Source organism: Mediterranea sp. ET5 (genome assembly GCF_023337025.1).
Lineage (GTDB): Bacteria > Bacteroidota > Bacteroidia > Bacteroidales > Bacteroidaceae > Phocaeicola_A.
In genome coordinates this window covers 25,986-49,659 of record NZ_JAMBLN010000006.1, presented here as the reverse complement: position 1 = coordinate 49,659, position 23,674 = coordinate 25,986, and the positions used below count along the sequence as shown (strand labels likewise).

Here is a 23,674-nt window from a genome sequence, read left to right as displayed (position 1 = left end):
TATATGGTCCTTTTGCTTGCAGTATTCTCAAAATAGCTCTACTTTTGCAGAATAACCGCTAGCTATGTGGAAAATAAGAACCAAGCTACCTTTTTGGAATCATGAATAAATTAAAGAAGCTAAAGAAAATAAGACTTCATAGAGAAGGGACGCACATTCTCGTCCTCAGTTTCATCCTGTTGGCGGGCATCAATGCTTTGCTGTTCTTCTTGGTCGACTCCAAAGCTCCCTTCAGTATTGTGGCGTTCCTCAGTCTCTGCCTTTATCTCTCCATGGTGAATTTCTTCCGTTGTCCCATCCGGCTCTTCGGACAAGAGACCGAAAAGATAGTTGTGGCGCCTGCCGACGGACGCATCGTCGTCGCGGAGGAGGTGGACGAACACGAATACTTCCATGACCGCCGTCTGATGATTTCCATCTTCATGGGCATCACCAACGTACACGCCAACTGGTATCCGGTGGACGGCGTGGTGAAGAGGGTGAGCCACCAGAGCGGCAATTTCCACAAGGCTTTCCTCCCCAAGGCAAGTACGGAAAACGAACGTTCGACAGTGGTCATCGAGACCCCTGAGGGCATCGAAGTCATGGCACGCCAGATTGCCGGAGCCGTGGCGCGACGCATCGTGACCTACGCCAGCGAAGGCGAAGAGTGCTACATCGACGAGCACATGGGCTTCATCAAGTTCGGCTCGCGCGTCGACGTCTACCTGCCCGTAGGCTCCGAGGTCTGTGTCAAGATGGGTCAGAAGACCGTGGGCAACCAGACCGTCCTTGCCCGACTCAAATGAGGATCGGCAACCCCTTGCCACCCCACCAACCGCTTAGTTACTGAAAGCTTATGTCAAACTGCATTACCCGTTCCATTCCCAATCTGGTGACCTGCTGCAACCTGTTCTCGGGCTGCATTGCCACCGTCATGGCATACGAGATGCGCTATGAGCTGGCGCTCCTGTTCATCGTCATGGCTGCCGTCTTCGATTTCTTCGACGGCATGCTCGCCCGGCTGCTCAATGCCCGTTCCTCCATCGGGAAGGACATCGATTCACTGGCCGACGACATCAGCTTCGGGCTGGCCCCTGCCATGATAGCCTTTTCACTCTTCAAGGAAGTCCCTTACCCCGCTTTCCTCGACGGCGTTTCCGAGTGGATGCCCTACACCGCCTTCCTCATCGCCGTCTTCTCAGCGCTGCGCCTGGCGAAGTTCAATGTCGACACCCGTCAGACGACCTCCTTCATCGGCATGCCGACCCCTGCCAACGCGCTCTTTTGGGCATCGCTGGCCGCCGGGGCACATCCGTTCCTGATTTCCGACATGTTCAATGCCCTGTGGCTTTTTGTCCTGGTGTGTCTGTTCTCCGGACTGCTGGTTGCCGAACTGCCGATGTTCTCACTGAAGTTCAAGAACCTGTCATGGGCTGACAATCAAACACAATATATCTTTCTCGGGGTGTGCATCCCGCTGATTGCTTTCCTGGGTATCAGCAGCTTTGCAGCCATCATCGTGTGGTACGTGTTCCTCTCGCTGGTCACCCGACGCAAGGCGTGAGTCCGCGTGGCACGGAAGTTGTAGTCTGTTTGATATACAAACCCGTCGCTCAACCCCGACCGAACAAACTTATCATCTATGGGATGTCTACTTTCTATACCTATTATATTACTGTTCCTTGTAATATTCTTCAGTTCCGCCCTCCTGCGCATCGTGCAGGCACTCCTTGGCGGCTCTCCCCGTACCAACCGACAGACGCGTGCGCAGTCGCAGACGGCTTCCGCCCATGAAGCGGAAGAAGAGACCTACTATGACAGCGACAGCGGCACTGCCTATCGCCGCCGGCACACCAACGGTCCGCGCCGCAAGATTTTTGCCCCCGACGAGGGCGAATACGTCGACTTCGAGGAAATCCGGGAAGACTGACCCCGTGCATTCCCTCCGCCATCCGTTATGGATGCTGCCCTTCTTCTGCCCGACAATGACTCTTGTTGCCGGGCTCTTTTGTATCCCTTCCGCTTCTCCTTTTCTGCTGCATTTGATTAGCTTTGGATTCCCACGGCGTGGAACTGTTATTCCCACGGCGTGGAACTGTTATTCCCACGGCGTGGAACTGCGAGTCCCAGGCTGTGGAACTGCGAGTCCCAAGCCGTGGAACTGCGAGTCCCAAGCCGTGGAACTGTGAGTCTCAAGCCGTGGAACTGCAAGTCCCAAGCTGAAGGATATTTTCCGGGACGCTCATCAGGGAAGACGGATGCAGCGCAGAAGGTTGATTACCGGTGCGCTGGCATACAGAAAGCCCTCTTCCCGACTGTCGCAGCCGGAAAGAGGGCAATGGGTATAATCGAAGTTATAGAGAGTGCTCAGGTCATCGGTAAAGTTCCGACTTGGGATACTTGGAATACAAGTCCGGATTCTGAAGTTCCTCCTTCTCGGGAATGCGGAAGAGGTAGTAGATACTGTTCTTCACGAACGCGGTCCCGTCGGGCAGGTTCAGGCGCGAGTGACCGGCATTGGTCATGATGGGTTCCTGCTTGTCATCATACATCGGATTACCGTCGGTGTCGTGCTGTTGCACCATGCATTGTTCGCGCTCCACCGATTGCTGGTTGCGGATGATGTCCGTCAGTGAGAAACCCTCACCCCACAGCTCGCGGCGACGCTCCAGCCAGATTTCCTTCAGCAAGTCTTCTCCCGTGGCGGTCACTGCCGCAGCGGTATAGCCGTCTTTCATGCGGTGCTGACGGAAGGACTGCAGGAGTTGCTGCGCCTCGGACTCTTTTCCGACGAGGTGGGCAGCCGCCTCCATCTTGATGAGATGGATTTCAGACGTACGCATCAGCAGGATGTCTGCCAGCATGTTGTCGAGGTCCTTGAAGCGGAACTTCGTGCACAGCATCTTGTACTCCTGACCCTGCTGCGTGTAGCCCAGGTAGTACATGTCCTTCCGGTAATCGCCCTCGGCGAACTGGTTGTTCACGAAATTCGGGTCGGCACACAGGCTGGTGTAGTAGGCACCTTCCGTCGTCGTATCCTTGAAGTAGAACGTGTACGCGGGGTCGTTGTCGTCCAGCGTACAGGAGAGGCTCCAGATCCACTCCTTGTTGGTATAGTTGTTGAAGCCCTCGTTGAACTCGTCCTCGGTCATGATGTAGTCGTTGATGGCAAGCGCCTTGGAGGCATAGTCGTAGGCGTCCTGCCAACGGGCTGCATAGAGGCTTGTGCGTGCCAGCAGGCCCAGGGTCGTCAGATGGTCGATCTTGTATTGGTCGGTTGCCACGCTGCCATGCGAATAGTTCTCGGGAATCAAGTCCAGCGCGTCTTTCAGGTCCGTCAGTGCACGGTCATAGACTTCGGACACGCTGGATGCCGGGATACCTTTCAGGGCAGAGTCGTAGGTGCTGGGCTCCAGCCAGATGGGCACGCACACCGCGTCCGGGTCTTTCTCGATGGAGAAGGAGTAGTGCGACGCCAGCATCATGTACATGTAGCCCCGGGTGGCGAGTGCCTGTCCCTTGATGAGGTTTTTCTCGGACGCGTCGCCTTCGATGCCGTCGATGTGGGCAATGACGTTGTTGCAGTTGTTGATGGCGGTGTACATCAGGTCCCACATCACGCCGTTGTACTCACCGCGCGAATAGCCGTTCGTCAGGCTGTAGCTGGCGGAGAAACCGTAGCTTGCCGCACGCACCACGTCGGAGCCTCCGAAGTCATCGTTGATGAGGATGGAGTTCAAGCCCAGGGAGGCGTAGGTGGAACCGGAGGTGAACACGTAGTTCCACGTTCCTGCCAGCACGGCTTTGGCATTGTCGAGATTCTTGAATACCGCGTTGGTCTCCAACGAGGTGGTGGGGGTGGTGTCCAGGTCGCAAGCCACCAGGGAGCAGGACGCAAGGACCCCCATGCATATGTTTTTCAAACTTACTCTCATAGTCTTCTTCTTCTTTTAGAGTTTCACATTAATACCGAACGAAAGGGTCTTCATGGCAGGATAGCGCCAGTAGGTCACGCCGCCCAATGCCTGTTCCGGGTCGAGCCCCTGCTGCTTGGAGAAGGTCAGGAGGTTCTCTCCCTGCACATAGATGCTCACATCCTTCAGCATCGCGGGCTGAATCCACTTCTTCGGCAGGTTATAGTTCAGCGTGACGGTCTTCAGGCGCAGGTAGCTTCCGTCGACCAGCCAGCGGGTACTTGCCGAGGTGAAGTAGCTCGTCTGGTCATACTCCAGACGGGGTACGTCGGTTTGTGTATTCTCAGGAGTCCAGCGGTTGAGCAGGTCCTTGCTCATGGTGCTGCCGTTGGCACCGCTCACGCCCATCAGGCTTGCCTTGTCGCGGTTGTAGATTTTGTTGCCGATGGAGTAGGCAAACGCCATCGAGAGTGACAGGTCGCGCCACGTGAGGTCGGACTGGAAACCGCCGCTCACCTTCGGCAGGGCATTGCCCACCTTCACCTTGTCCTGCGACGTCAGCGAACCGTAGTTGGTCGTCTTCATCCGTTCGCCGGTCTCGGTGTCGGTCATGTACCACTGCGCATCGCCCGTCTCAGGGTCTACGCCTGCCCACTCGTACATCCAGAAGTCGTAGATCGAGCCTCCCTTGACCCACTTCTTCGTGCCGCTCCACATCACGTCGGTGGGGATGCTGACAATCTCGTTTTTATAGGTCGTCGCGTTGACCGACAGACGCCAGGTCCAGTCGCGTGTCAGGATGGGGGTGCCTCCGAGGGTGAACTCCCAACCATAGTTCCGCACCTTGCCGATGTTGTCGTCGATGCTGGAGAAGCCTGACGAGGGCACCAGGTCACGGGCGAACAGAAGGTCCTTCGACGTCCGCTGGAACCACTCGACGGTACCGAAGAGGCGGTTGCTCCAGAGGCTGAAGTCCAGACCGATGTTGGCGTTCAGGTTCGTCTCCCACGACAGTTCGGGGGTGTCAAGCCGCGAGGTCGTCAGTGTCGTCTCTCCCAGGAAGCTGCCGATGCTGTAGAGCGCCTGGTAGGCATAGTAACCCACGTTGTCGTTGCCCTGTGCACCGTAGCTGGCACGGAGGGTCAGGTCTGAGAGCCACGAGCCGGCAGCCTCTTCCACGAACGCCTCGCGTCCGATTTTCCACGAACCGCCGAACGACCAGAAGGCTCCCCAGCGGTTGTCCGGATGGAAGCGCGACGAACCGTCGGCACGCATCGACACCGAAGCGAAGTATTTCTGTGCGTAGTTGTATTCTGCCTGTCCGAAGTAGCTCAACAGCTTGTACTGGTCGCTGTTGCCCGAGAATCCCGTCAGTGTGGACGCCACGTCGGGCTCGAAATACCCGTCGGTGATGACGTTCGAACGGCTTCCGCCGAAGTTCGACGTGTTGTACTCATAGTATTCCTGACCAGCCATCAGGCGGACGTTGTGCACCTCGCCGAACGTATGTTCCCAGTTGACCACGTTGTTGAAGGTCATGCCTGTCGTGCGGGTGTTGCTCTTGCTGACCGAACCGGTCACAGGCTCCTTGCCGTAAGTCGGGTTGGCATAGTCGTGTGTGAAGCGGCTGTTGTAGTCGATGTTGAGCGACATCTTGTAGGTCAGTCCCTCGATGGGTGTCACCTGGAGGTAGCCGCGCACCGAGGCGGCATCGCGCTTGATTTCGTTTTTGTCATAGAGCATCGACTGCGCCTGGTTGTATCCGGCATACGAGCCGTGACGGTACTTGCCGTAGTCATAGACGCGCTGTCCGTTCTCGTCGAACACATAAGCACCGGTCTCCGGGTCGCGCTCATAGACGGGGTAGAACGAGGGAATGCTGCGTGCGGCGAGTACGACGTTGCCCAGCGAGGAGTCATCGGACTTCGGGAAGTCCTGGATGGAGTGTGTCAGACCGACGTTCACGCCCACCTGCAACCATTTCGTCAGGTCCGAGGTGATGTTGGCGCGCAGCGTGTAACGCTTGAAGCCCGAACCGATGTAGGCTCCCTGGTTGTCCATGTATCCCAGGGAGAAGTAATATTGTGAGTTCTCGCTACCTCCCGACACCCGGGCACTCAGGTCCGTATAGTGGGCATCCTGCGAAAGCGCATCCTCCCAGCTGTCGTTCCACAACAGACGTGCCCCCTCGACGAGCTTGCCGTCCGTGCCGATGGGTTGCGGGTAGGCTGTCCCGTAAGGATTGATTCCGATATAGTTGAGTATCAGGTTCTGGGTGGCATAAGCGGCAGCCGCCTCAGCCGTGTCGGGATTCTTTTTCAGGTTCATGCGCATGTTGCGGATGGCCTCCCACTCGAGCATGAAGTATTGTTCGGTGCTCACCTGCTCGTAGTCTTTTACGGCGCGGTCGGAGAAGCCATATTTGGCTGAAATCTCGATGCTGGGAGCTGACTTCTTCGAACCCTGTTTCGTGGTAATCATCACCACACCGTTGGCGGCGCGGGAACCGTAAAGCGAAGCCGCAGCGGCATCCTTCAGCACCGTGATGGAGGCGATATCCTGATTGGAGATGGACGAGAGGGCGCCGTCATAGGGCACACCGTCGACCACATAGAGGGGCGTCGTGGAGGCATTCACCGAACCCACGCCACGAATCAGGATGGTGGCGTCCTCGCCCGGCTGTCCGCTGGCAGAGAACGACTGCAGACCTGCCACCGAGCCTTGCAATGCCTGTGACACGCTTGCTACCTGTGAGTTGGCAATGATTTTCTTGTCGACGACACCAGCCGACCCCGTAAAGGTCGATTTCTTCGCCGTACCATAAGGGACGGCAATGACCACTTCGTCCAAGTCGGTTGTTTTCTCTCTCAGTTCCACGTTGATGGGGCCGTTTCCCTTGACGGGCACTTCCACGGTCTCATAACCGATGAATGAGAATACCAGTACACTTCCGGCATCCGCCTTGATGGTAAAATCACCGTCGAGCGATGTGATCGTACCTCCTGCGGTCCCCTTCACGGAAACTGTCACGCCGGGCATTTCCAGACCGTTCGCCGTGACCTTTCCTTTCACCGTCATGTTCTGTGCATACGCTGCTCCTCCGAGCAACAGCGCACACGCCAATAAAGAAAGTTTTCTCATGCGATTAATACATTAAATGATACAAATCTTTTTACCTTAAGAGTTCTTCAAGTTCATCCTAAAGTCTCGTCAAATTTAGTTTTCGCCTGCAAAGGAAATGAAACAAACGTATACTTACAACAAGAAATCGGAATTTCCCCGTACTTTAACATTTGCATCCATAAGTTTTAGCCCGCAAAAACGGATTAATTTACAATCAATATACAACCTGTACTATCATTTTGAAAGAGATGTTCCTAATGACAGATAGGCAACTGAATCGGGTTAATTGGTGTTCAACGGGCATGTGAACGTTTCTTAATGGTATCCTGGAGCGTTTCTTCGTTTAAATTCCTGTATTTAATAAAGTTTATGCTTTGCAAGAATATATTTTACGTTGTGGTTTTGGGCTGTTGAGATTTTGTGGTGAGAGTCAGGGAAGGGAAGAGGGTTATTAGAATGGCGTTTGAATAGGATTTGAACAAAGAAAATCCTCCTTGCAGGAGGGGACACTCATCTGCAGGGAGGATATTCTTTCTAGAAGGAAATAAGCAGTTTACCGCTCGCGATAAAGCACGTCGCGAATCTTGCCGAATCCTGTATATTCGCTGAGCAATGTCAGTGTGCCGGTAGTCTGGTTGAACTTGTTTTACCAAACATACCCCACAGACAGGCTGAAAGCGTTGCTTTTCAGGTTGTATTGGGGTTGCAGACTCTTCAAGCCATGCTTGTAGCTTGCAGATACCGAATAATGTCGGGCAAAACGGAAGTCAATCCCGCACTCTGCACCATAGTCCCAACGTTTGAAAGCGTCTATATGATGGTAATCCTGATCATAATCCGTTGTCGGATGCCATTTTTGGGACAAACCGTCAGCAGATACGACATCCCCCTTGAGTGATGCGACTGCATACCTTCCGAACATGCCGATGGAGGGTATGATTGAGAAGTTATGTCCCATGTTGAATTCATATCCGACCTTAATGGGGAGTTCAAAAGAAAGTGTTTGGGTATTCACTTCCTTGAACTCCGTAATTTGTGCCGATGTCACTCCCACGTACGGACTCATTACGGAGAATTTTCCACCATATTGCGAGAGGTTGAGTCCGGAAAGGAGCAGCAGATGTGAAGTCAGACGATAGGATATGTCACCTCCTATCTCTGCTCCCACTTTTGCCGACTCATCATAGATGCGGTAAGCATCTCCACCCTGATAGCCGGAAACATTCATACCCACATGAACTCCATAGTTGAATCGCTGACCGAATGTTGCAACTCCGGAGGTAAGTAGTAAAACGAACAACAGAATACGCTTTTTCATACTTGATACTATTTTTATTAAAATCACTGTCCTTAAGACGCCGTCTCCCCCGGAAACCCTTACTCAAGAAGGAGGAAAAAATGAGCTGAAGAAGAATTTTCTACTTTTTCCTGATGAGGAGTAGGAGTTTTTGGGTTCTTTTTCGTCATACTAATAAAATCTGGAAGCGCAAATGTTTAAAGCATCCGAATTAGAGGAGTTGTTCAAGGAGAATTACGATGCGTTGTGTATGTTTTCAATGCATTATGTGGAAGGCTTTGAGGCTGCGGAGGACATTGTCATGGACAGCTTTTCGAAGTTGTATGAGAAGGTGTCTGCCGGAGAAAAGATAGTATCCCCCAAGCTGTATCTTTATCAGATGACCAAGAATGCCAGTATAGACTACGTCCGCAAGAAGTTGAATTTGAGTCCTATAGTTTGGAGAGTGCCGTCCGGATGCTTGAAGCCACGTTGGATGTCATAATAAACAAGGAATGAAAAAGGGGATGTTCGCTGTTCTGTTTTTATGCATGGCATTGGCGGCGTCGGCTCAGAAGTCTACCGTCCATGATGTGTTGTTGCAGATTCAGAGAGCGTACAAGGTACATTTCGCTAGTCCTCACGACGCAAACAGGCAAACGGTCCTTGACGTGCAGTAATATCAAAACAGAGTTTTCGCTGTCCGTGGAGGTTGGGGATGTGTGGCGGGATATCATTTGGTTGTCAGGTGAAGCTTGGAGTCTTTGGAATTTTGACATTCTGTCATTCCTCGACAAAGTGTCAAACGAGGCCTCTCTATTTTGCCTTCAAACGGAGCGGAGGACGAGTCGGTGGATTTTTTTGCATTCTCAGGCGATTCGCAAAATACATCTTGCTGCCGTATGTACTCATGCCATCTCATAACGGAAGGAAATGCGTCCGGATGAAACCATAAAGCAACAGAACCGGGGAACACGCTGTGCATTCTCATACCTTCCGATTTTACGCTTCCGGGAACAAACCAGGAGTGAATGACTCTGAAATTGTGTTTCGAAAGTGTAAAACAAGTGTTTTGTCTTCCGAAGACTTGACATCGACGGATGAAACAATATTGTTTGACGTACCAAACACAAGTGTTTCACTTCCCAAACAATATTGTTTGACGAGTGAAACAATATTGTTTCGCAGTATAATTATTCGTTTTTGCCCCGGATTTGGAATAAGTATGCACACGCTTCCGCATGAATATTCCTAAAATAACCTACTTTGCGCGATTCCTCCAAAGTATGCGTTAGTCGGAAATGGTGTTTTGCCTTGTTTTGTCAAGTAGAACCCTTGTTTTGCTGGCATTGTGTCATTCCGTGCGGTCTTTCCGGCGAGTGGAATCTGTGGGCGGAAGATATGAAAGAATCTGACAGAAGAATGGGAAGGAATGTTGGTTTTCTGCGGAATATTTTGTTACTTGCGTGCCAAAGATAATCAGGAAACAGCATGAAAAACGTACTTTGCTTTTTACTTGCCGGGGCAGGGCTGATGGCCTGTCAGTCGGCAGATGAGTTCATTGTGTCGGGAGAGTTCCCGGAGCCTTTTTCCGGGTCGGTTTATCTGACGTATGTGCAGCCGGACAGCGGATTGGTGAAGCTGGATTCGGTGGCGCTGGAGGGGGATACGGAGTTCCGTTTCAAGCGTCGGCTGGACAACCCCGACACGTACCGGATTGTGACTGCTCCCGGGAAATATGACGGGGAGTTCATAGCCGAAGGCGGAAGCCAGTTCCGGTTGAGCTTTGGCGATGAGCTGCATGAAGTGTCGGTGGAGGTGCTGGAAGGGGGCAAGGAGCAGCAGCTCTATGCTGACTATGCCATGAGCCTTGGAGACTTGCGTGAGCGGGAGCTCCAGCTCAACAGGGCGTACAGCCAGGCTTCGGAACAGGGTCCGAAGGGCATCTCGAAGCTCGACTCGCTGCAACAGCTGTTGAGCGCCGTGTTCACGGAGCGTGAGCAGGCGACGCGGGAGTTCATCCTGCAGCACCCGACGACGTATGTGGCTTGCCGACTTGCCGGCGAACTGCTGATATACACCTATCCCGAACTGGAGGAAATCTACAGTCGGATAGACACGGTCACATTTGCCCGGACGCGCAGCTTCCGGGACTTCTACGGGAAATATGCGGACGCCCGCTCGCGTTGGTTGGTCGGACGCCCGGCTCCTGAGTTTGTGACCCGTACGCTTGACGGACGGGAGGTGAAGCTCTCCGACATGCGAGGCAAGTATGTACTGCTGGACTTCTGGGCAAGCTGGTGCCGTCCGTGTCGCAAACGTGCGGCTGAGCTGAAGGCGGTCTACGACCAGTTGCAGGCACGCGGCATCACCGTCTGTGGCGTGAGCATGGACCAGGACCGCACGCAGTGGAAGACTGCCACGCAGGAGGATGGCATCGTGTGGACCAACACGGGCGAGGGGCTTCCCTTCCGCGACAATGCCATCGCCGCCGCCTACAAGGTGGAACAGCTGCCGACGATGTTCCTCGTCGACCCGGAGGGTGTCATCGTGAAGCAGAACCCGGAAGTTGCCGAACTGCTGGCCATGCCTGTGGTGAAGGAATAAGGGGAGAACCTGCAAAGACGCCGGGACACGGGGGAGTAGTTCCCTTCCGTGTCCCGGCGTCTTTGTGTCTGTATGGGTGTGCTGCGTGCCTTACTTCAGGTATTCGAGAATCTTCCCGCTAATCTGGAGCAGGGAGATTTCGCACACCTTGATGTCGTACTGTACGGAGAGGATGCGCTCCTCGGCATCGAGCAGACTCTGCTGGGCTTCGCGCACCTCAATGCCCGAGAGGTCACCTTCCATGTAGCGGGTGATGGCGATGTCGTGGTTGTCGCGGGCGGTGATGAGGTTCTGACGTTCCAGGTTGAGCAGGTTGAGGTTGTTCTGGTACGCCTGCCACATGTTCATCAGGTCGGCACGGAGGCTCTGCTCCAGTTGCTGACGTGCCAGTTGGGAGTTCTCGATTTCCAGGCGTGCATTGCGGAACTCACGTCGCCGGTTGCCGTCGAAGAGGTTGAACCCGAGAGTCAGTCCGGCGTTGAAGCCCAGGTTGCCGCTCTTGCGTGTGGGCGAAGAGGAGTCGTACTTGTTGAACGTATAGCCGTAGCCGGTGTTCAGACGCAGGTACGGATAGTCGCGCGAGCGCACCTTCTTGTAGTCCAGCTGGGCGATGTTGACGTTCTGGTTGGCCTGGAGCAGGGAGGCGTTGGTTGCCAGCGTCGCTTCCCACAGTTCGTCGAAGTGGAGGTTGGCGTTGATGTCGATGAGCGAGTCGCGGATGATGAAGAACTCGTCGACGTCCGGCACCGCCATCAGTTCGTTGAGGCGGATGCGCGAGGTGTGCAGGGTCTCCTGTTGCTTGATGTACTGGGCGCTGTCGGCGTTGAAGTCGACGAGTGCCTGCTGGTAGTCGAGTCGGGAGCCGCTGCCCACGATGTGGCGTGTCTCGGCGACACGTACACGCTCCTTGGAGAGCGACACGGCATAGAGGAAGTTCTTCAGGCGGATTTTCTGCTGGATGAAGTTGTAGTACTCCGACGCGATGTTCGCCACCATGTCTTCGATGGCGATGCGCGTGTTCGTTTCACCCTGACGCTTGAGTTCACGCAGACGCTTGTAGTCGGCGGTCATGCTGAAGCCGTCGAAGAGGGTCCAGTTGAGGTTCAGCCCCACGTCGGCGCTCTGGTTGAAGGTCGAGGGGGCCTTGGTCGTGGTGCCTGTGGCACGGTCGGTGGTACTGCTCTTGTCGGCATTGCCCACGTATCCGGCCGAGAAGTCGAGCGTAGGCAGCAGTCCGGCGTTCGCCCAGGTGGCGTTGTTGTCGCTTATCTGTTCGTTGTTGTGGGCGATGCGCAGGTCATAGTTGTTTTGCAGTCCCAGTTCCAGGCAGTAGCGCAGGTTGTAGAACTTCTGCGCCTGTACGCCGGTGAGCAGGCACAGTGCTAGGAGGAAAAGGCAGGTACGTTTCATGCTTTCAGTTGTTGTTTGATGCGGTTGGTTGACACATAGCTATACACGGCAGGCACGATGTACATGGTCAGGAAGGTCGACACGAGCATGCCTCCCACCACGGTGATACCCATGGCGATGCGCTGGTTGCAGCCTTCACCCGATGCAAAAGCCATCGGAATCAGACCCAGGATGGTTGCCGCGCTGGTCATGAGGATGGGACGCAGACGCTGGAGCGAGGCGTCGTGGATGGCCTGCATCTTGTCTTCTCCCGCTGCCTGCTTCTGGTTGGCGAACTCCACGATGAGGATACCGTTCTTCGCCACCAGTCCGATGAGCATGATGATACCGATCTGGCTGAACACGTTCATTGTGATGTCGTTGAAGTACATGAAGATGAGTGCTCCCGTGATGGCGAGCGGCACGGTAATCATGATGACGAGCGGGTCCTTGAAGCTCTCGAACTGTGCTGCCAGGATGAGGTAGATGAGCACGATGGCGAGCAGGAAGGCGAACATCAGGCTCGATGCACTCTCGCTGTATTCCTTCGATTCTCCCGAGAGAGCCGTGCGGAAGGTGTCGTCGAGCGTCTCTTTGGCAATCTTGTCCATCTCTTCCAGTCCTTCGCCGATGGTCTTCCCTTCAGCCAGTCCGGCAGAGATGGTGGCGGACACGAAGCGGTTGTAGCGGTAGAGCTTCGGCGGGGCGATGCCGTTCTCCAGCTCGATGATGTTGTCGAGCTGCACCATGTCTCCGTTGTCGCTGCGGACGTAGATGGCTTTCAGGTCGGCGGGCTTGTTGCGTTGCTGACGGTTGATTTCGCCAAGGATTTCATACTGCTTCCCGTTCATGTAGAAGTATCCCATGCGCTGGCCGCTGAGTCCGTATTGCAGTGTCTGAGCAATGTTGCGGGTGCTCACGCCCATGATGCTCGCCTTGTCGCGGTTGATGTTGACGCGCGCCTCGGGCTTGCTGAACTTCAGGTCGACGTCCGCCATCTGGAAGGTCGGGTTGCTGTAGACCTTCGCCATGAATTCGGGAAGTACCTTTTCCAGCTTCTCCAGGTTGGTCGCCTGCAGGACGTACTGGATGGGCATGCCGCCTCGCCGTCCACCGAACGAGGAATTCTGCTGTACGAAGGAGCGTCCCATGGTCTTCTTGCTGACGGCACGGGAGAGCTTCTCTGCCATCTCCATCTGGGTATAGTCACGCTCCTGCATGTCCTTCAGGGTGATTTGCACGCTGCCGCTTCCGCTCGATACACGTGCCGTCACATACTCGGCATCGGGGACGAGCGAGTCGACGAGCTGGTTGATGTCCTCCGTGTAGTCGCGGATGAACTCATAGGTGATGCCCTCGGCACCGCGTGTGTTGATGTTGATTTGCGAACGGTCTTCCAGCGGAGCCATCTCGGCAGGGATGGTGTTCCACAGGACATAGATGATGCCCAGGGCTGCCGCGATGATGGGGAAGGCAATCCACCGCCGGCGGAGCAGTGCCTTCAGCGAACGGCTGTAGAGGTTGTTCATGCCTGTGAAGAAAGGCTCGGTCTTGCGGTAGAACCAGTTCTTCTTCTCCTGACGCTTGAGCAACTTGGTCGACAGCATCGGCGTGACGGTCAGTGCTGCAAAGGCAGAGATGAGCACGCTGCCCGACACCACGAAGCTGAACTCCCGGAAGAGTCGTCCGGTGGTTCCCTCCATGAAGACAATGGGGAAGAACACGGCGACCAGTGTGATGGTGGTCGAGATGACCGCAAAGAAGATTTCCTTGGAACCCTCGATACCCGCCTCCAGCGGGGCCATGCCCTGTTCGATGCGGATGTAGATGTTCTCCGTCATTACGATGGCATCGTCGACCACCAGACCGACGGCAAGCACAATGGCAAGCATCGAGAGCACGTTGATGGAGAAGCCCGCGACGTACATCACGAAGAAGGCGCCCACGAGCGAGACGGGAATCACGATGCAGGGAATCAGCGTCACGCGCCAGTCGCGCAGGAAGAGGAAGATGATGACAATCACGAGTACGAAGGCCTCATAGACCGTGCTCTTCACCTCGTTGATGGAGGCGCGGATGAAGCGCGTGTTGTCGAAACCGTAGTTGTACTTGATGTCTTCGGGCAGGTCCTTCTGCATGGTCTGCATGCGCTGGTAGACGGCGTCGGCGATGTCGATGTGGTTGGCACCCGGTTGCGGGATGACGACCACGCCGACCATGGGTACGCCGTTCATCTTCATGTAGCTTTTCTGGTCGGCAGGACCCAGCTCGGCACGTCCGATGTCGCTGAAGCGGACAATCTGGTTGTTCTCTTCTTTCAGGATCAGGTTGTTGAACTCATCGGCGGTGTGCATGAGTCCCATGGTCCGGATGGTCAGCTCGGTCGTGTTTCCCTCGATACTTCCGGAGGGCAGCTCGACGTTCTCCTGGTCGACGGCAGCCTTTACGTCAGAAGGGGTGATGCCGTAGCCTGCCATCTTCACCGGGTCGAGCCAGAGGCGCATGGAGTAGCGTTTCTCACCCCAGATGCTCACGCTGCTGACGTCGGGGATGGTCTGCAACTGCTCCTTCACTGTCAGGTCGGCAATCTCACTCAGTTCCAGCAGCGACCGCTTGTCACTCTGGAGGGCGACCATCAGGATGGGCCGTGCGTCGGCGTCCGCCTTCGACACCGTCGGAGGGTCACAGTCGTCGGGCAGGTAACGTTGGGCACGCGAGACCTTGTCGCGCACGTCGTTGGCAGCCGTCTCCAGGTCAACGGACAATTCAAATTCGATGGTGATGCGGCTCTGTCCCTGCTGGCTCACGCTCGACAATGAGCGGATGCCGGGGATACCGTTGATGTTCTGCTCCAGCGGTTCGGTGATCTGGTTCTCGATGACGTCGGCGTTTGCACCGGCATAAGAACAGCTCACGGAGATGATGGGGTTGTCCACCGACGGATATTCACGCACGCCCAGGTAGGTGTAGCCGATCAGACCAAACAGGATGATGATGATGGTGAGCACCGTCGCCAGTACCGGACGGCGGATACTTAGTTCGGATATGTTCATAGGCGCGGTGTGTTAATCGATGTGGTCCAGTGTGACAGGCAGTCCGGTGCGCAGCTGGAGTGTTCCTGAGGTGATGATGGTGTCGCCCATCTGCAGTCCGCGTACCACTTGCACTTCGGCGTCGGTGCGCAGTCCGGTGATGATTTCCACGGGTTGGGCCAGTCCGCTCTTGTATAGGTAGACCTTGTCCTTGCCCATTTCCGGCACGATGGCTTCGGTCGGGATGGCGATGGCATCCTTGATTTCAGCCTTGTGCAGGTGGATGCTGGCATAGCGTCCCGGCAGCAGACTGCCGTCATGGTTGGGATAGATGGCGCGTACGGTGAGCTGGTGCATCTCCTTGTCGAGCGAAGATTCCACGGCGTAGACCTTTGCCTTATAGGACTGGATATCGTTCTGACCGAAGTCGAAGTTCAGGTTCAGTCCCTTCTTCATGTCGCTGGCATAAGCTTCGGGCACGGCAAACTCGACCTTCAGCGGAGAGGTCTTGGTCAGTTTTGCCACGATGGTGGTGGGTGATGCATACGTTCCCACGCTCACCTGGCGCAGACCGATGATGCCGTCGAACGGGGCACGCAGCTCCGTCAGGGCGATTTCCTCTTTGACGATGTTGATTTCGGCATTCAGGGTGGCAAGGTCGGTACGTACCTGTTCGTAGGCTTCCTGGCTGACGGCGTCACGCTTGAGCAGTGCCTGCTGGCGGTACACCCGGTCCTCGGCAAGCTTCACCTGTGCCTGGAGGCGTTGGAGTTCGGCTTGCAGCTGGCGGTCGTTTACCTTGGCAAGGATTTGTCCCTTCTTGACGGCGGAGCCTTCCATGAAGTTGATTTCGACAATCTTTCCCGACGTCTCGAAGGAGAGGTCCACCTCTTCATCGGGGAGGAGCGTGCCGATGACAGTGATTTCGTCGGTCATGGACTCCGGCTTGATAATCTTGCCGTTGACGTTGAGTATCTTTTTGTTGCTAGCTTGTTGCGCCGGTGAGTTGTCGGCGGCTTCCAGTTCTTCATTGAGCTTCGGACGCTGGGAATAAATGCCCCAGCCGATGAGTCCCAAGCCGATGAATGCGACAAGTCCCCACTTTATCTTTTTATTCATGGCATAATAGTTTGTGTTTGTAATATTCTCAGTTTCATTCTAAGGGTTGAGTGGCGCGTGGAACGGATTCTCCGGGTAGAGTCCTTCCCCGTCGGGCGTGTAACCACTCAACATACAGGTGATTGTGTTTTTCTGTTTACATGCGGGCGGTCTCCGGTATCTTCCCGGTTTCGTCCGCATACGCCCTTGCATGGTTAGACTTTTTCAACGTGTCAGGGTTTAACCCAAATCGGCCATTAGACCGCTAAAAGTTCTCTTCGTTTCAAAAGGGCAAGCTCTTTGAGCATCTTGTTCCCCTCTGTCGTCATCTTCTTCCTCGTTCTGTCTCGACGTAGCCCGCTACGTCTTCAACAAAACGAGAAACAAGCTGCCTGACAGATGCGAACAATCTACTCAAACTCTAATGACCGATTTGGGTTTAATGTTTCGTGCACTAAAGGTGTGTGTCCTCTCTCTTTCCGGCCGGACGGGACTAGTAGGCGGCGCGGTACTTCCCCTCGTGTTCGTCTTCGAGTATGTTCAGGTAGGACAGGTAGCGCGACTCGCTGATGAGGTGTTCCTCCACCGCTTTCCTCACGGCGCAGCCCGGTTCGTGCACATGGGTACAGTTGCCATACTTGCACTGTGCGGAGTATTGGAAGATTTCCTTGAAGTAGTGTCCCACTTCCTCCTGGCTCATGTCGAACGTGCCGAAGCCCTTGATGCCCGGGGTGTCGATGAGATATCCTTCCTCGCCAATCTCGAACATCTCGGAGAAGGTCGTCGTGTGCATGCCCTTGTTGTGGTATTCCGATATTTCCCCCGTCCGCGCCTGGAAGTCGGGGTGAATGGCATTGATGAGTGTCGACTTGCCGACGCCCGAGTTCCCCGAGAAGAGCGTGACGCGGTGGTCGAGCAGGGAACGGATTTTGTCGATGCCTTCGCCACGGACGGCGGACACCTTGTAACAGGGATAGCCGATGTACTCATAGAGGTTCACCAGTCCGTCGAGGTAGCGCAACTCGTCGTCGTTGTAGCGGTCCACCTTGTTGAAGATGAGGCTGACGGGGACGCGGTAGGCTTCCGCCGTGGCAAGGAAGCGGTCGATGAAGATGGTCGATGTCTCGGGGTAGTTCACCGTGACCACCAGGAAACACTGGTCGAGGTTCGCGGCGATGATGTGCGATTGCTTGGAGAGGTTGGAGGAGCGGCGGACGATGTAGTTCTTCCGGTCGTCGATGGAGGTGATGAAGGCAGTGCCCTCGTTGTTGAGCACGATGTCCACGCGGTCGCCCACGGCGACGGGGTTGGTGCTCCGGATGCCTTTCAGCCGGAAGTTTCCTTTGATTTTGCAGTCTATCAGCCGGCCGTCGTCCGTCTTGACCTGGTACCAGCTGCCTGTGTTTCTAATAACGAGTCCGTGCACGTGTTCTAGCGGAATAGGAGGAGGAGAGCGTCGGCAGAAAACGACGCAGACCGCCGCAGATGTCTCTCACCTCACGGGTCGTAGGGACCCGTAGGGAACGTCTGCGCCGGTCTGCGTGTTCGTTTTCAAAAGCGGACAGCTTTCGGGATGGTTATACAGTCATGATTTCTTTGTCCTTGGCAGCGAGCATCTCGTCGATCTGCTTGATGTACTTGTCGTGCACCTTCTGCAGCTTGGCCTCGGAGTTCTTCTGCTCGTCTTCAGGCATACCGTCCTTCACGGCCTTCTTCAACGCGTCGATGGCATCGCGGCGGGCGTTGCGCACGCTGACCTTTGCGGTCTCACCTTCGCCCTTGCACTGCTTGGCGAGCTGCTTGCGGCGTTCCTCGGTCAGAGGCGGAATGCCGATGCGGATGATTTCGCCGTTGTTCTCGGGCATGATGCCGAGCTCGGAGTCGATGATGGCTTTCTCGATGACGCGGAACATGCTCTTGTCCCACGGTTTGATGGCTATGCTGCGTGCATCGGGAGTCGTCACTGCAGCCACGTTGTTGATGGGGACCATGCTTCCGTAGGAGTCCACGCGGATGCCGTCGAGCAGGCGGACGTCGGCCCTGCCGGCACGGATGTGTACAAGCGCGTCCTCGAGGTACATGACAGCCATGTCCATTTTCTCCTGTGCTTGTTCCAGGATTGCTTTCGAATCAGTCATAGAAGTCTATACGATTAATGTTTTGTCAATTGAGTTCGTGCAACAAAAGTAGTACAAAAGAATTTAACATGCAACGCTTGCTGCAGATTTTCCTACGCCTGCACTCTTTTCGGATGCGTCAGCGTGCGGAGTGCGAACCACAGGTGGCGCATCACGGTCGGGACGGTGCCGTAGTGGCGGCACATGATGTGGAAGCGTTCGATGAGCGAGGCGCGGTGGTTGCGCGTGGTGAGTCCCTCGTCGAGGTAGTCCACCAGTGTCAGGTGGGTGTTATGCAGGTACCGGGCTTGCTTCATGACGCGGATGCACCAGTCGAAGTCCGCCGAGAAACGGTAGCGCAGGTCATATTGCGGGGCGATGGCACGGCGGGCGAAGAAGGCCTGGTGGCACACGAGCATGCCGTGCCGGAAGCTCTTCCACGTGAGGTGCTCGGGAGGGGTCAGGCGGCGCATCCGCAGGAAATGGCCCTCACTGTCGACCAGCGCCGTGTCGCCATAGAGGACGTCGGGCGGACACGGTGCCTCATGGCTGGCGGCCACCGAGTGGACCATGCCCAGCAGGGTGTCGTCCTCGTGGAGGCAGTCGCCTGCGTTCAGGAAACACACGTAGTCGCCCGTGGCAAGGGACAGCCCTTTGTTCATGGCATCATAGAGCCCCTGGTCCGGCTCGCTCACCACGGTGTGTATGTGGTCACGGTAACGCTCGATGATGCGCATCGTGTTGTCCGTCGAGGCGCCGTCGATGAGGATATACTCCACATTCTTGTACGTCTGTGTGATGATGCTCTGGATGGTGTCCTCCAACACCGCTCCGGCATTGTAGGTAACGGTGATGAGGGAGAACTTTGGATGAAAGTGGGTGTGCATGTCAGTGTTCGAGGGCTTGGTTGTAGATGTTGATATACTGGCGGGCGACAGCCTGCTCGGAGTAGCTCGAAAGCGCCTTCCGCCGTGCCTCCTCGCTCAGCTCATTGCCCGGTTCGGAGAGCACCCAGTGGATGCCGTTTGCCAGGTCGGAGGCGGAGCGGTATTCCGCCACATAGCCGTTGTGCAGGTGGTCGATCATCTGCGGGATGCCGCCCACGTTGAAGCCCACGCAGGGGATGCCGCAAGCCATCGCCTCGACGATGGTGTTGGGCAGGTTGTCCTGCAGCGAGGGGGTGACGTAGAGGTCGACGGCGTTGTAGATGTCCACCAGGCGGTGCTCGTCGGTGACGTAGTCCATGTTGTAGCACGTGAAGGGGAGGAGGGCGGCGCTCTCTTCCGCCTGTTTGCCCATGAGGACCACGCCGGCACGGCTTTCCAGCTCCGGATAGTCGCGGAGGAGAAGGTGGCACGCCTCGATGAGGTAGTCCACGCCCTTGCGCTTGTCGGTGGTCTTCATCGAGCCGAAGAGGATGAGCTTGCGGTCGGCGGGCAGCCCCAGCTTCCGGCGCACCGCCTGCTTGTCCTGCGGATGGTAGAGCTGAGTGTTGATGGCGTTGGGGATGTTCGTGACGTGCTTGCCTTGCAGCAGGAGGCTCTTCCGCGCCAGTCCTTCCAGCCAGCGGCTGCATGCCACAAAGCGGATGTTGCTCTCCGCCATCCACTGCGCCTTCTGCCGGAACACCTTCCAGGCAAGGTCGTGGGCACGCCCCTTCCCGTAGAGCTTGGGACAGTGGGAGCAGCCGGTCTCATAGCGTGCGCAGTCGTCGGCATAGTGGCAGATGCCCGTGAAGGGCCACATGTCGTGCATTGTCCACACGACGGGTTTGCCCGAAGCGGTTATCTTGCGGAGTTGCTTGAGCGAGAGCATGCCCTGGTTCACCCAGTGCAGGTGGATGATGTCCGCCTGCTTGAATTCCGGCAGCTCCGTGACGTCGATGCCCGTGTTGGCGATGTCTACCTCGAACAGGTTGTGCCGCTTGAAGCGGTTGGCTTTCCAGATGACGAGGCGTTCCCAGATGAAGCGCCACATGTTGAGCCACGAGGGGGGCAGCTCCACGACATCCGCGGCGTCGGTCTGCCTGTCGCGCACGAGCATCTGTACCTGTACGCCGCTGTTCTTCAATGCTTCCATCAGGCGACGTGCCGCAATCGCCGCACCGCCCGTCTTTTCCGAGGTGTTGATGATAAGTACTCTCATAGGAATCCGCAACCTTATTGTCGTGCAAAGGTAGGTAATATTTTTGAGTTCTTCCGCCGCGGGGACGGGTTAGTTGACGGAGGGCAGGCGTCGTCCGCCGGTCTGTCGTCCGGGTTGCGGGACGCCTCGCGGGGCAGGCACACCGACGGGAGGTGCCGCGGGACGGGTGCGTCCGTTCACGCCCCGAAGTCTCCGCGCAGGGTGCGCTTGATGCGTCGCAGGGCTTTGGCGAAGAAGGAGTTGGTGCGGGCGTAATAGCGGACGTACGCCCGGCGGGCAGCCGCGTTCTCCTCGATGGGGCTGATGCGCACCACGGGCAAGCGGTCCGGATAGAGCGTGGTGGCATAGAGTCCGCCCCCGCCGCAATGGGTCCCGCTGCCGTCGAAGCCCTCGTTCTGCACGAGGGAGCGTCCGACGTTGAGCGAGAGGATGCCCTTGAGGAAGAGGCTGGCGTTCCAGCGGATGGCCCATGAGTTGTTCTTCCCCTCAATCTGCCGGCGGAGCATCCGCGTGTAGCCGTACTTGCCGTCGAAGTCGAACGTACGGTCGAGCTTGCGGTCGAGCAGCTCGTCGAGCAGGGCGCGGCCGTCGGGGTTGAAATGTTTCCACGCGCGTGCCCACGTTGCCCAGCCCCAGCTGCCTGTCCAGCGGATGAGGAAGGTGTCGGGGAGCGACGGGTCGCGAGTGAAGTCGCACGCCTGGATGTGCCCCACACGGGGTTCGTCGGCATACATCTCCAGGGCGTCGTTCATGAACGTGAGGAAGTAGGGGGCGGTCACCAGGTCGTCCTCCAGCACGATGACCCGTCCGAAGCGGTTCACCTGGGTCGTCACGCCGTCGATGATGTTGCGTGCCAGCCCCCAGTTCTCGTCGCGCTCGATGAGGGTCACGCTGCGGAAGCCCCCGATGTGCCGGATGTAGGCTCGTACCTCGTCCACGGCAGGGCGGGCGTCGGCGTCCCGGGCGGCGTCGGCGTAGATGAAGAGGTCGCTTTCGCCTGCCAGCACGTTGGCTTGCAGGGCTTCCACCGTGCGGCGCAGATGCGTCGGGCGGTTGTAGACAAAGAGCAGGATGGGGGCGTACATGGGCATGGTCTTGTTTTTCGGGTGATGGGTTGCGTGTCAGAAGTGCAGTCCCTTGACGAAGGCAAGGTGGTCGAGCACCCGGCTCACGGCGTTGTAGGGAGCGGGGCGGTTCCGTCGGCGTTTGTCCTTCAGGCAGTTTGCCAGCGACTTCAGCGGAAGGTGGAAGAAGAGGCGCGTCAGGTTCTGCCGTTGCTCGTCCAGCAGACGGGCGTATTCCGCCGGGTCAGCCTCCAGCCGGCGCACCAGGGCGACGGCCTCGTCCATTGTCTTGACGTTGCAGGCGTCGGTAATCAGTTCCTTGTGAATCACCTCGTCGCGGTTCATGATGGCGAGCGTACCCAGCGAGATGGCCTCGGCTACGGAATTGCCGCGGATGGTGCGTCCGCCCATCTTGATGAAGTACTTGGCATCGTAGATGCTCTCCAGGTTCTCGGCGATGAGCTGGCGGTGGAGGAGGACCTCCTGTCCCGCCTCTTCGACGAGCGGACGGAAGTGTTCGGGGACGCGCGTCACGGGGCGTTCCCGGGTGGAGTTGATTTCCATGAACACACCCCGGCTCTTCGAGGGGCGTCCCAGCTTGGCGGCGAGGAGTCGCTCCAGGGTGTCTCCGCTGACGAAGGTGTAGGGGAAGTCCACCGCGCCGCACCGTTCCGCCACGATGCCCCGTGCCAGCTGGTTGAGGGTGACGTCGTAGCCGAAACGTGCCGTCCGTGTCGCCATGTTCGCCTCGCCTATCATGTAGGCGAAGAGCGTGTGCGGATACTGCCGGATGAGGCGTGTGGGCAGGCTGACGTTGATGGAGATGACGATGTCATACGCTCCCCAGTCGACGGCGTAGCAGCTCACGGCAAAGTCGCCGTTGGCATGCGGACTGCCCGGGCGCTTGAACTCCTGTCCGGGGAGCTTGTCGAGCGTCTGTGTCTTGAGCAGGTAAAGGTGCTTGGCAAGGTGCGGTATGACCTTGCGATAGATTTGCGTTTCCCACTGCGGTTCTTCGTGGACGATGTAGAAGTCGGCGTCCAGTTCCGCCATCAGTCCGATGGGGCCGACCCGTCCCTGTGAGGAGAAGAGTATGTTGCCCGCGTCCTTTTCCGAGGTGGGACAGACGTAGAGGTCCTGGTACACCTCTTGCTTCACGAGCGCGATTTTTGGAGTAGTCATGGGATGTCTTTGTTTTGCCGCTGCAAAGATAAGGATTCGATTGACAATGGACAACGGCTCAATTGACAATTGACAAGGAACAATTGGCAATTGCCCTGCGGCGTGGGGACGTGTCCGTCAGGCGGTGAATGTCCATTATCAATTGTCAATTGTCAATTGATTCTGTTCATTTTGTCACAATGACATCGTTTTCCCCATTTTAGCATCACAATTTTCCGATTTGTCGTTTTCGGCTAACGCGCAAATTCGCAATTTCGTCCCAATTAGAAAAACGCACGTTAAATATTTTAAGATATACCCTTCGAAACGCCTTGTAATAAACGTCTCTTTACGTAATTATACTCTTTATAACGCAAAAAAAGCATCCTTCGCACCCATTTCCAGAGTCAAAAGCACCTGTGATTGGTTTCGTACGGACGCGTCCGCACCACCGTACCGACGTGTCCGCACCGTCGTAGTCGTTCGTCCGTACGAAAACAGGGACCTGTCTGCATTTTTTAGTGCACAAGGGAGTATGATTCCGCAGGTGTGAAATTGCGTCCGTCCGTGTGAAAAGACCGACGGAAGGGAATGAAGGGAGGGGGAATGATGGCAGAAGGAAAGGAAACAGAGGAAAACGCCGGCATGTTGAAAAACGCGAATCGCCTGAGAAGGCCCTTCCTGGTCACCAATCCGTATTTTGGTGCAAGGAAGCCCCTTCTCGGGCGATTCGTTTGACATTTTGACAAATTGACACCGCGCTCCC

17 protein-coding genes are annotated in these 23,674 nt (G+C 56.2%); 5 read left to right on the top strand and 12 right to left on the bottom strand.

All coding sequences use genetic code 11. The annotated features are described in order from the left end of the window. The first annotated feature begins 101 nt into the window (after positions 1–101). From M3087_RS05295 to M3087_RS05285, 3 genes are all read left to right on the top strand, one after another. Positions 102–788 (top strand): phosphatidylserine decarboxylase family protein, encoded by a 687-nt coding sequence (locus tag M3087_RS05295; protein ID WP_106484255.1) that lies wholly within the window; start codon positions 102–104, stop codon positions 786–788. 50 nt (positions 789–838) lie between these two features. Then, entirely contained in the window at positions 839–1,546 is a 708-nt protein-coding gene (gene pssA / locus M3087_RS05290) for a CDP-diacylglycerol--serine O-phosphatidyltransferase (protein ID WP_249094212.1), read from the top strand. Positions 1,547–1,624: 78 nt separating this feature from the next. Then, positions 1,625–1,912, top strand: a complete 288-nt coding sequence (locus M3087_RS05285; protein WP_249094210.1) for a DUF4834 family protein — start codon at positions 1,625–1,627, stop codon at positions 1,910–1,912. 442 nt (positions 1,913–2,354) lie between these two features. Here M3087_RS05285 and M3087_RS05280 read toward each other — a convergent pair whose 3' ends face one another. The 3 genes from M3087_RS05280 to M3087_RS05270 all read right to left on the bottom strand — a co-directional run bounded on the left by M3087_RS05280 (position 2,355) and on the right by M3087_RS05270 (position 8,337). Continuing rightward, complete coding sequence (locus tag M3087_RS05280) at positions 2,355–3,917, bottom strand: RagB/SusD family nutrient uptake outer membrane protein (RefSeq protein ID WP_249094208.1); 1,563 nt, start codon at positions 3,915–3,917, stop codon at positions 2,355–2,357. Positions 3,918–3,932: 15 nt separating this feature from the next. Continuing rightward, the gene (locus M3087_RS05275) at positions 3,933–7,037 is read right to left on the bottom strand and encodes a SusC/RagA family TonB-linked outer membrane protein (protein WP_249094206.1); all 3,105 of its coding nucleotides are present in this window, start codon (positions 7,035–7,037) and stop codon (positions 3,933–3,935) included. Positions 7,038–7,665: 628 nt separating this feature from the next. Next, entirely contained in the window at positions 7,666–8,337 is a 672-nt protein-coding gene (locus M3087_RS05270) for an outer membrane beta-barrel protein (protein ID WP_249094204.1), read from the bottom strand. Positions 8,338–8,509: 172 nt separating this feature from the next. Here M3087_RS05270 and M3087_RS14405 point away from each other — a divergent pair, with 172 nt between their 5' ends. Further along, positions 8,510–8,800, top strand: a complete 291-nt coding sequence (locus M3087_RS14405) for a sigma factor (RefSeq protein WP_354003331.1) — start codon at positions 8,510–8,512, stop codon at positions 8,798–8,800. A gap of 986 nt (positions 8,801–9,786) precedes the next feature. Beyond that, the gene (locus M3087_RS05265) at positions 9,787–10,902 is read left to right on the top strand and encodes a peroxiredoxin family protein (RefSeq protein ID WP_249094202.1); all 1,116 of its coding nucleotides are present in this window, start codon (positions 9,787–9,789) and stop codon (positions 10,900–10,902) included. A 90-nt stretch (positions 10,903–10,992) separates the two neighbouring features. Here M3087_RS05265 and M3087_RS05260 read toward each other — a convergent pair whose 3' ends face one another. From M3087_RS05260 to M3087_RS05220, 9 genes are all read right to left on the bottom strand, one after another. Next, positions 10,993–12,312 carry a TolC family protein gene (locus M3087_RS05260; protein WP_249094200.1) on the bottom strand — a complete coding sequence of 440 codons (1,320 nt, stop codon included), beginning with the start codon at positions 12,310–12,312 and terminating at the stop codon, positions 10,993–10,995. Then, on the bottom strand, positions 12,309–15,344 hold the full coding sequence (locus M3087_RS05255; RefSeq protein WP_022385495.1) for an efflux RND transporter permease subunit: 3,036 nt from the start codon (positions 15,342–15,344) through the stop codon (positions 12,309–12,311). The genes M3087_RS05260 and M3087_RS05255 overlap by 4 nt, the downstream gene beginning before the upstream one ends. Before the next feature lie 12 nt (positions 15,345–15,356). Continuing rightward, the gene (locus tag M3087_RS05250; protein WP_249094198.1) at positions 15,357–16,442 is read right to left on the bottom strand and encodes an efflux RND transporter periplasmic adaptor subunit; all 1,086 of its coding nucleotides are present in this window, start codon (positions 16,440–16,442) and stop codon (positions 15,357–15,359) included. 472 nt (positions 16,443–16,914) lie between these two features. Then, positions 16,915–17,847 (bottom strand): ribosome small subunit-dependent GTPase A, encoded by a 933-nt coding sequence (gene rsgA, locus M3087_RS05245; protein WP_249094196.1) that lies wholly within the window; start codon positions 17,845–17,847, stop codon positions 16,915–16,917. Between the two features lie 151 nt (positions 17,848–17,998). Further along, positions 17,999–18,559 carry a ribosome recycling factor gene (gene frr, locus M3087_RS05240; protein ID WP_022385491.1) on the bottom strand — a complete coding sequence of 187 codons (561 nt, stop codon included), beginning with the start codon at positions 18,557–18,559 and terminating at the stop codon, positions 17,999–18,001. A gap of 92 nt (positions 18,560–18,651) precedes the next feature. Then, on the bottom strand, positions 18,652–19,425 hold the full coding sequence (locus tag M3087_RS05235) for a glycosyltransferase family 2 protein (protein ID WP_249094195.1): 774 nt from the start codon (positions 19,423–19,425) through the stop codon (positions 18,652–18,654). A gap of 1 nt (position 19,426) precedes the next feature. Next, positions 19,427–20,683, bottom strand: a complete 1,257-nt coding sequence (locus M3087_RS05230) for a glycosyltransferase family 4 protein (RefSeq protein WP_249094193.1) — start codon at positions 20,681–20,683, stop codon at positions 19,427–19,429. A 176-nt stretch (positions 20,684–20,859) separates the two neighbouring features. Next, a complete protein-coding gene (locus M3087_RS05225; RefSeq protein ID WP_022385488.1) occupies positions 20,860–21,774 on the bottom strand; it encodes a glycosyltransferase in 915 nt (304 codons plus the stop codon). A 30-nt stretch (positions 21,775–21,804) separates the two neighbouring features. Beyond that, positions 21,805–22,929, bottom strand: a complete 1,125-nt coding sequence (locus M3087_RS05220; protein WP_249094192.1) for a hypothetical protein — start codon at positions 22,927–22,929, stop codon at positions 21,805–21,807. Positions 22,930–23,674 lie beyond the last annotated feature (745 nt).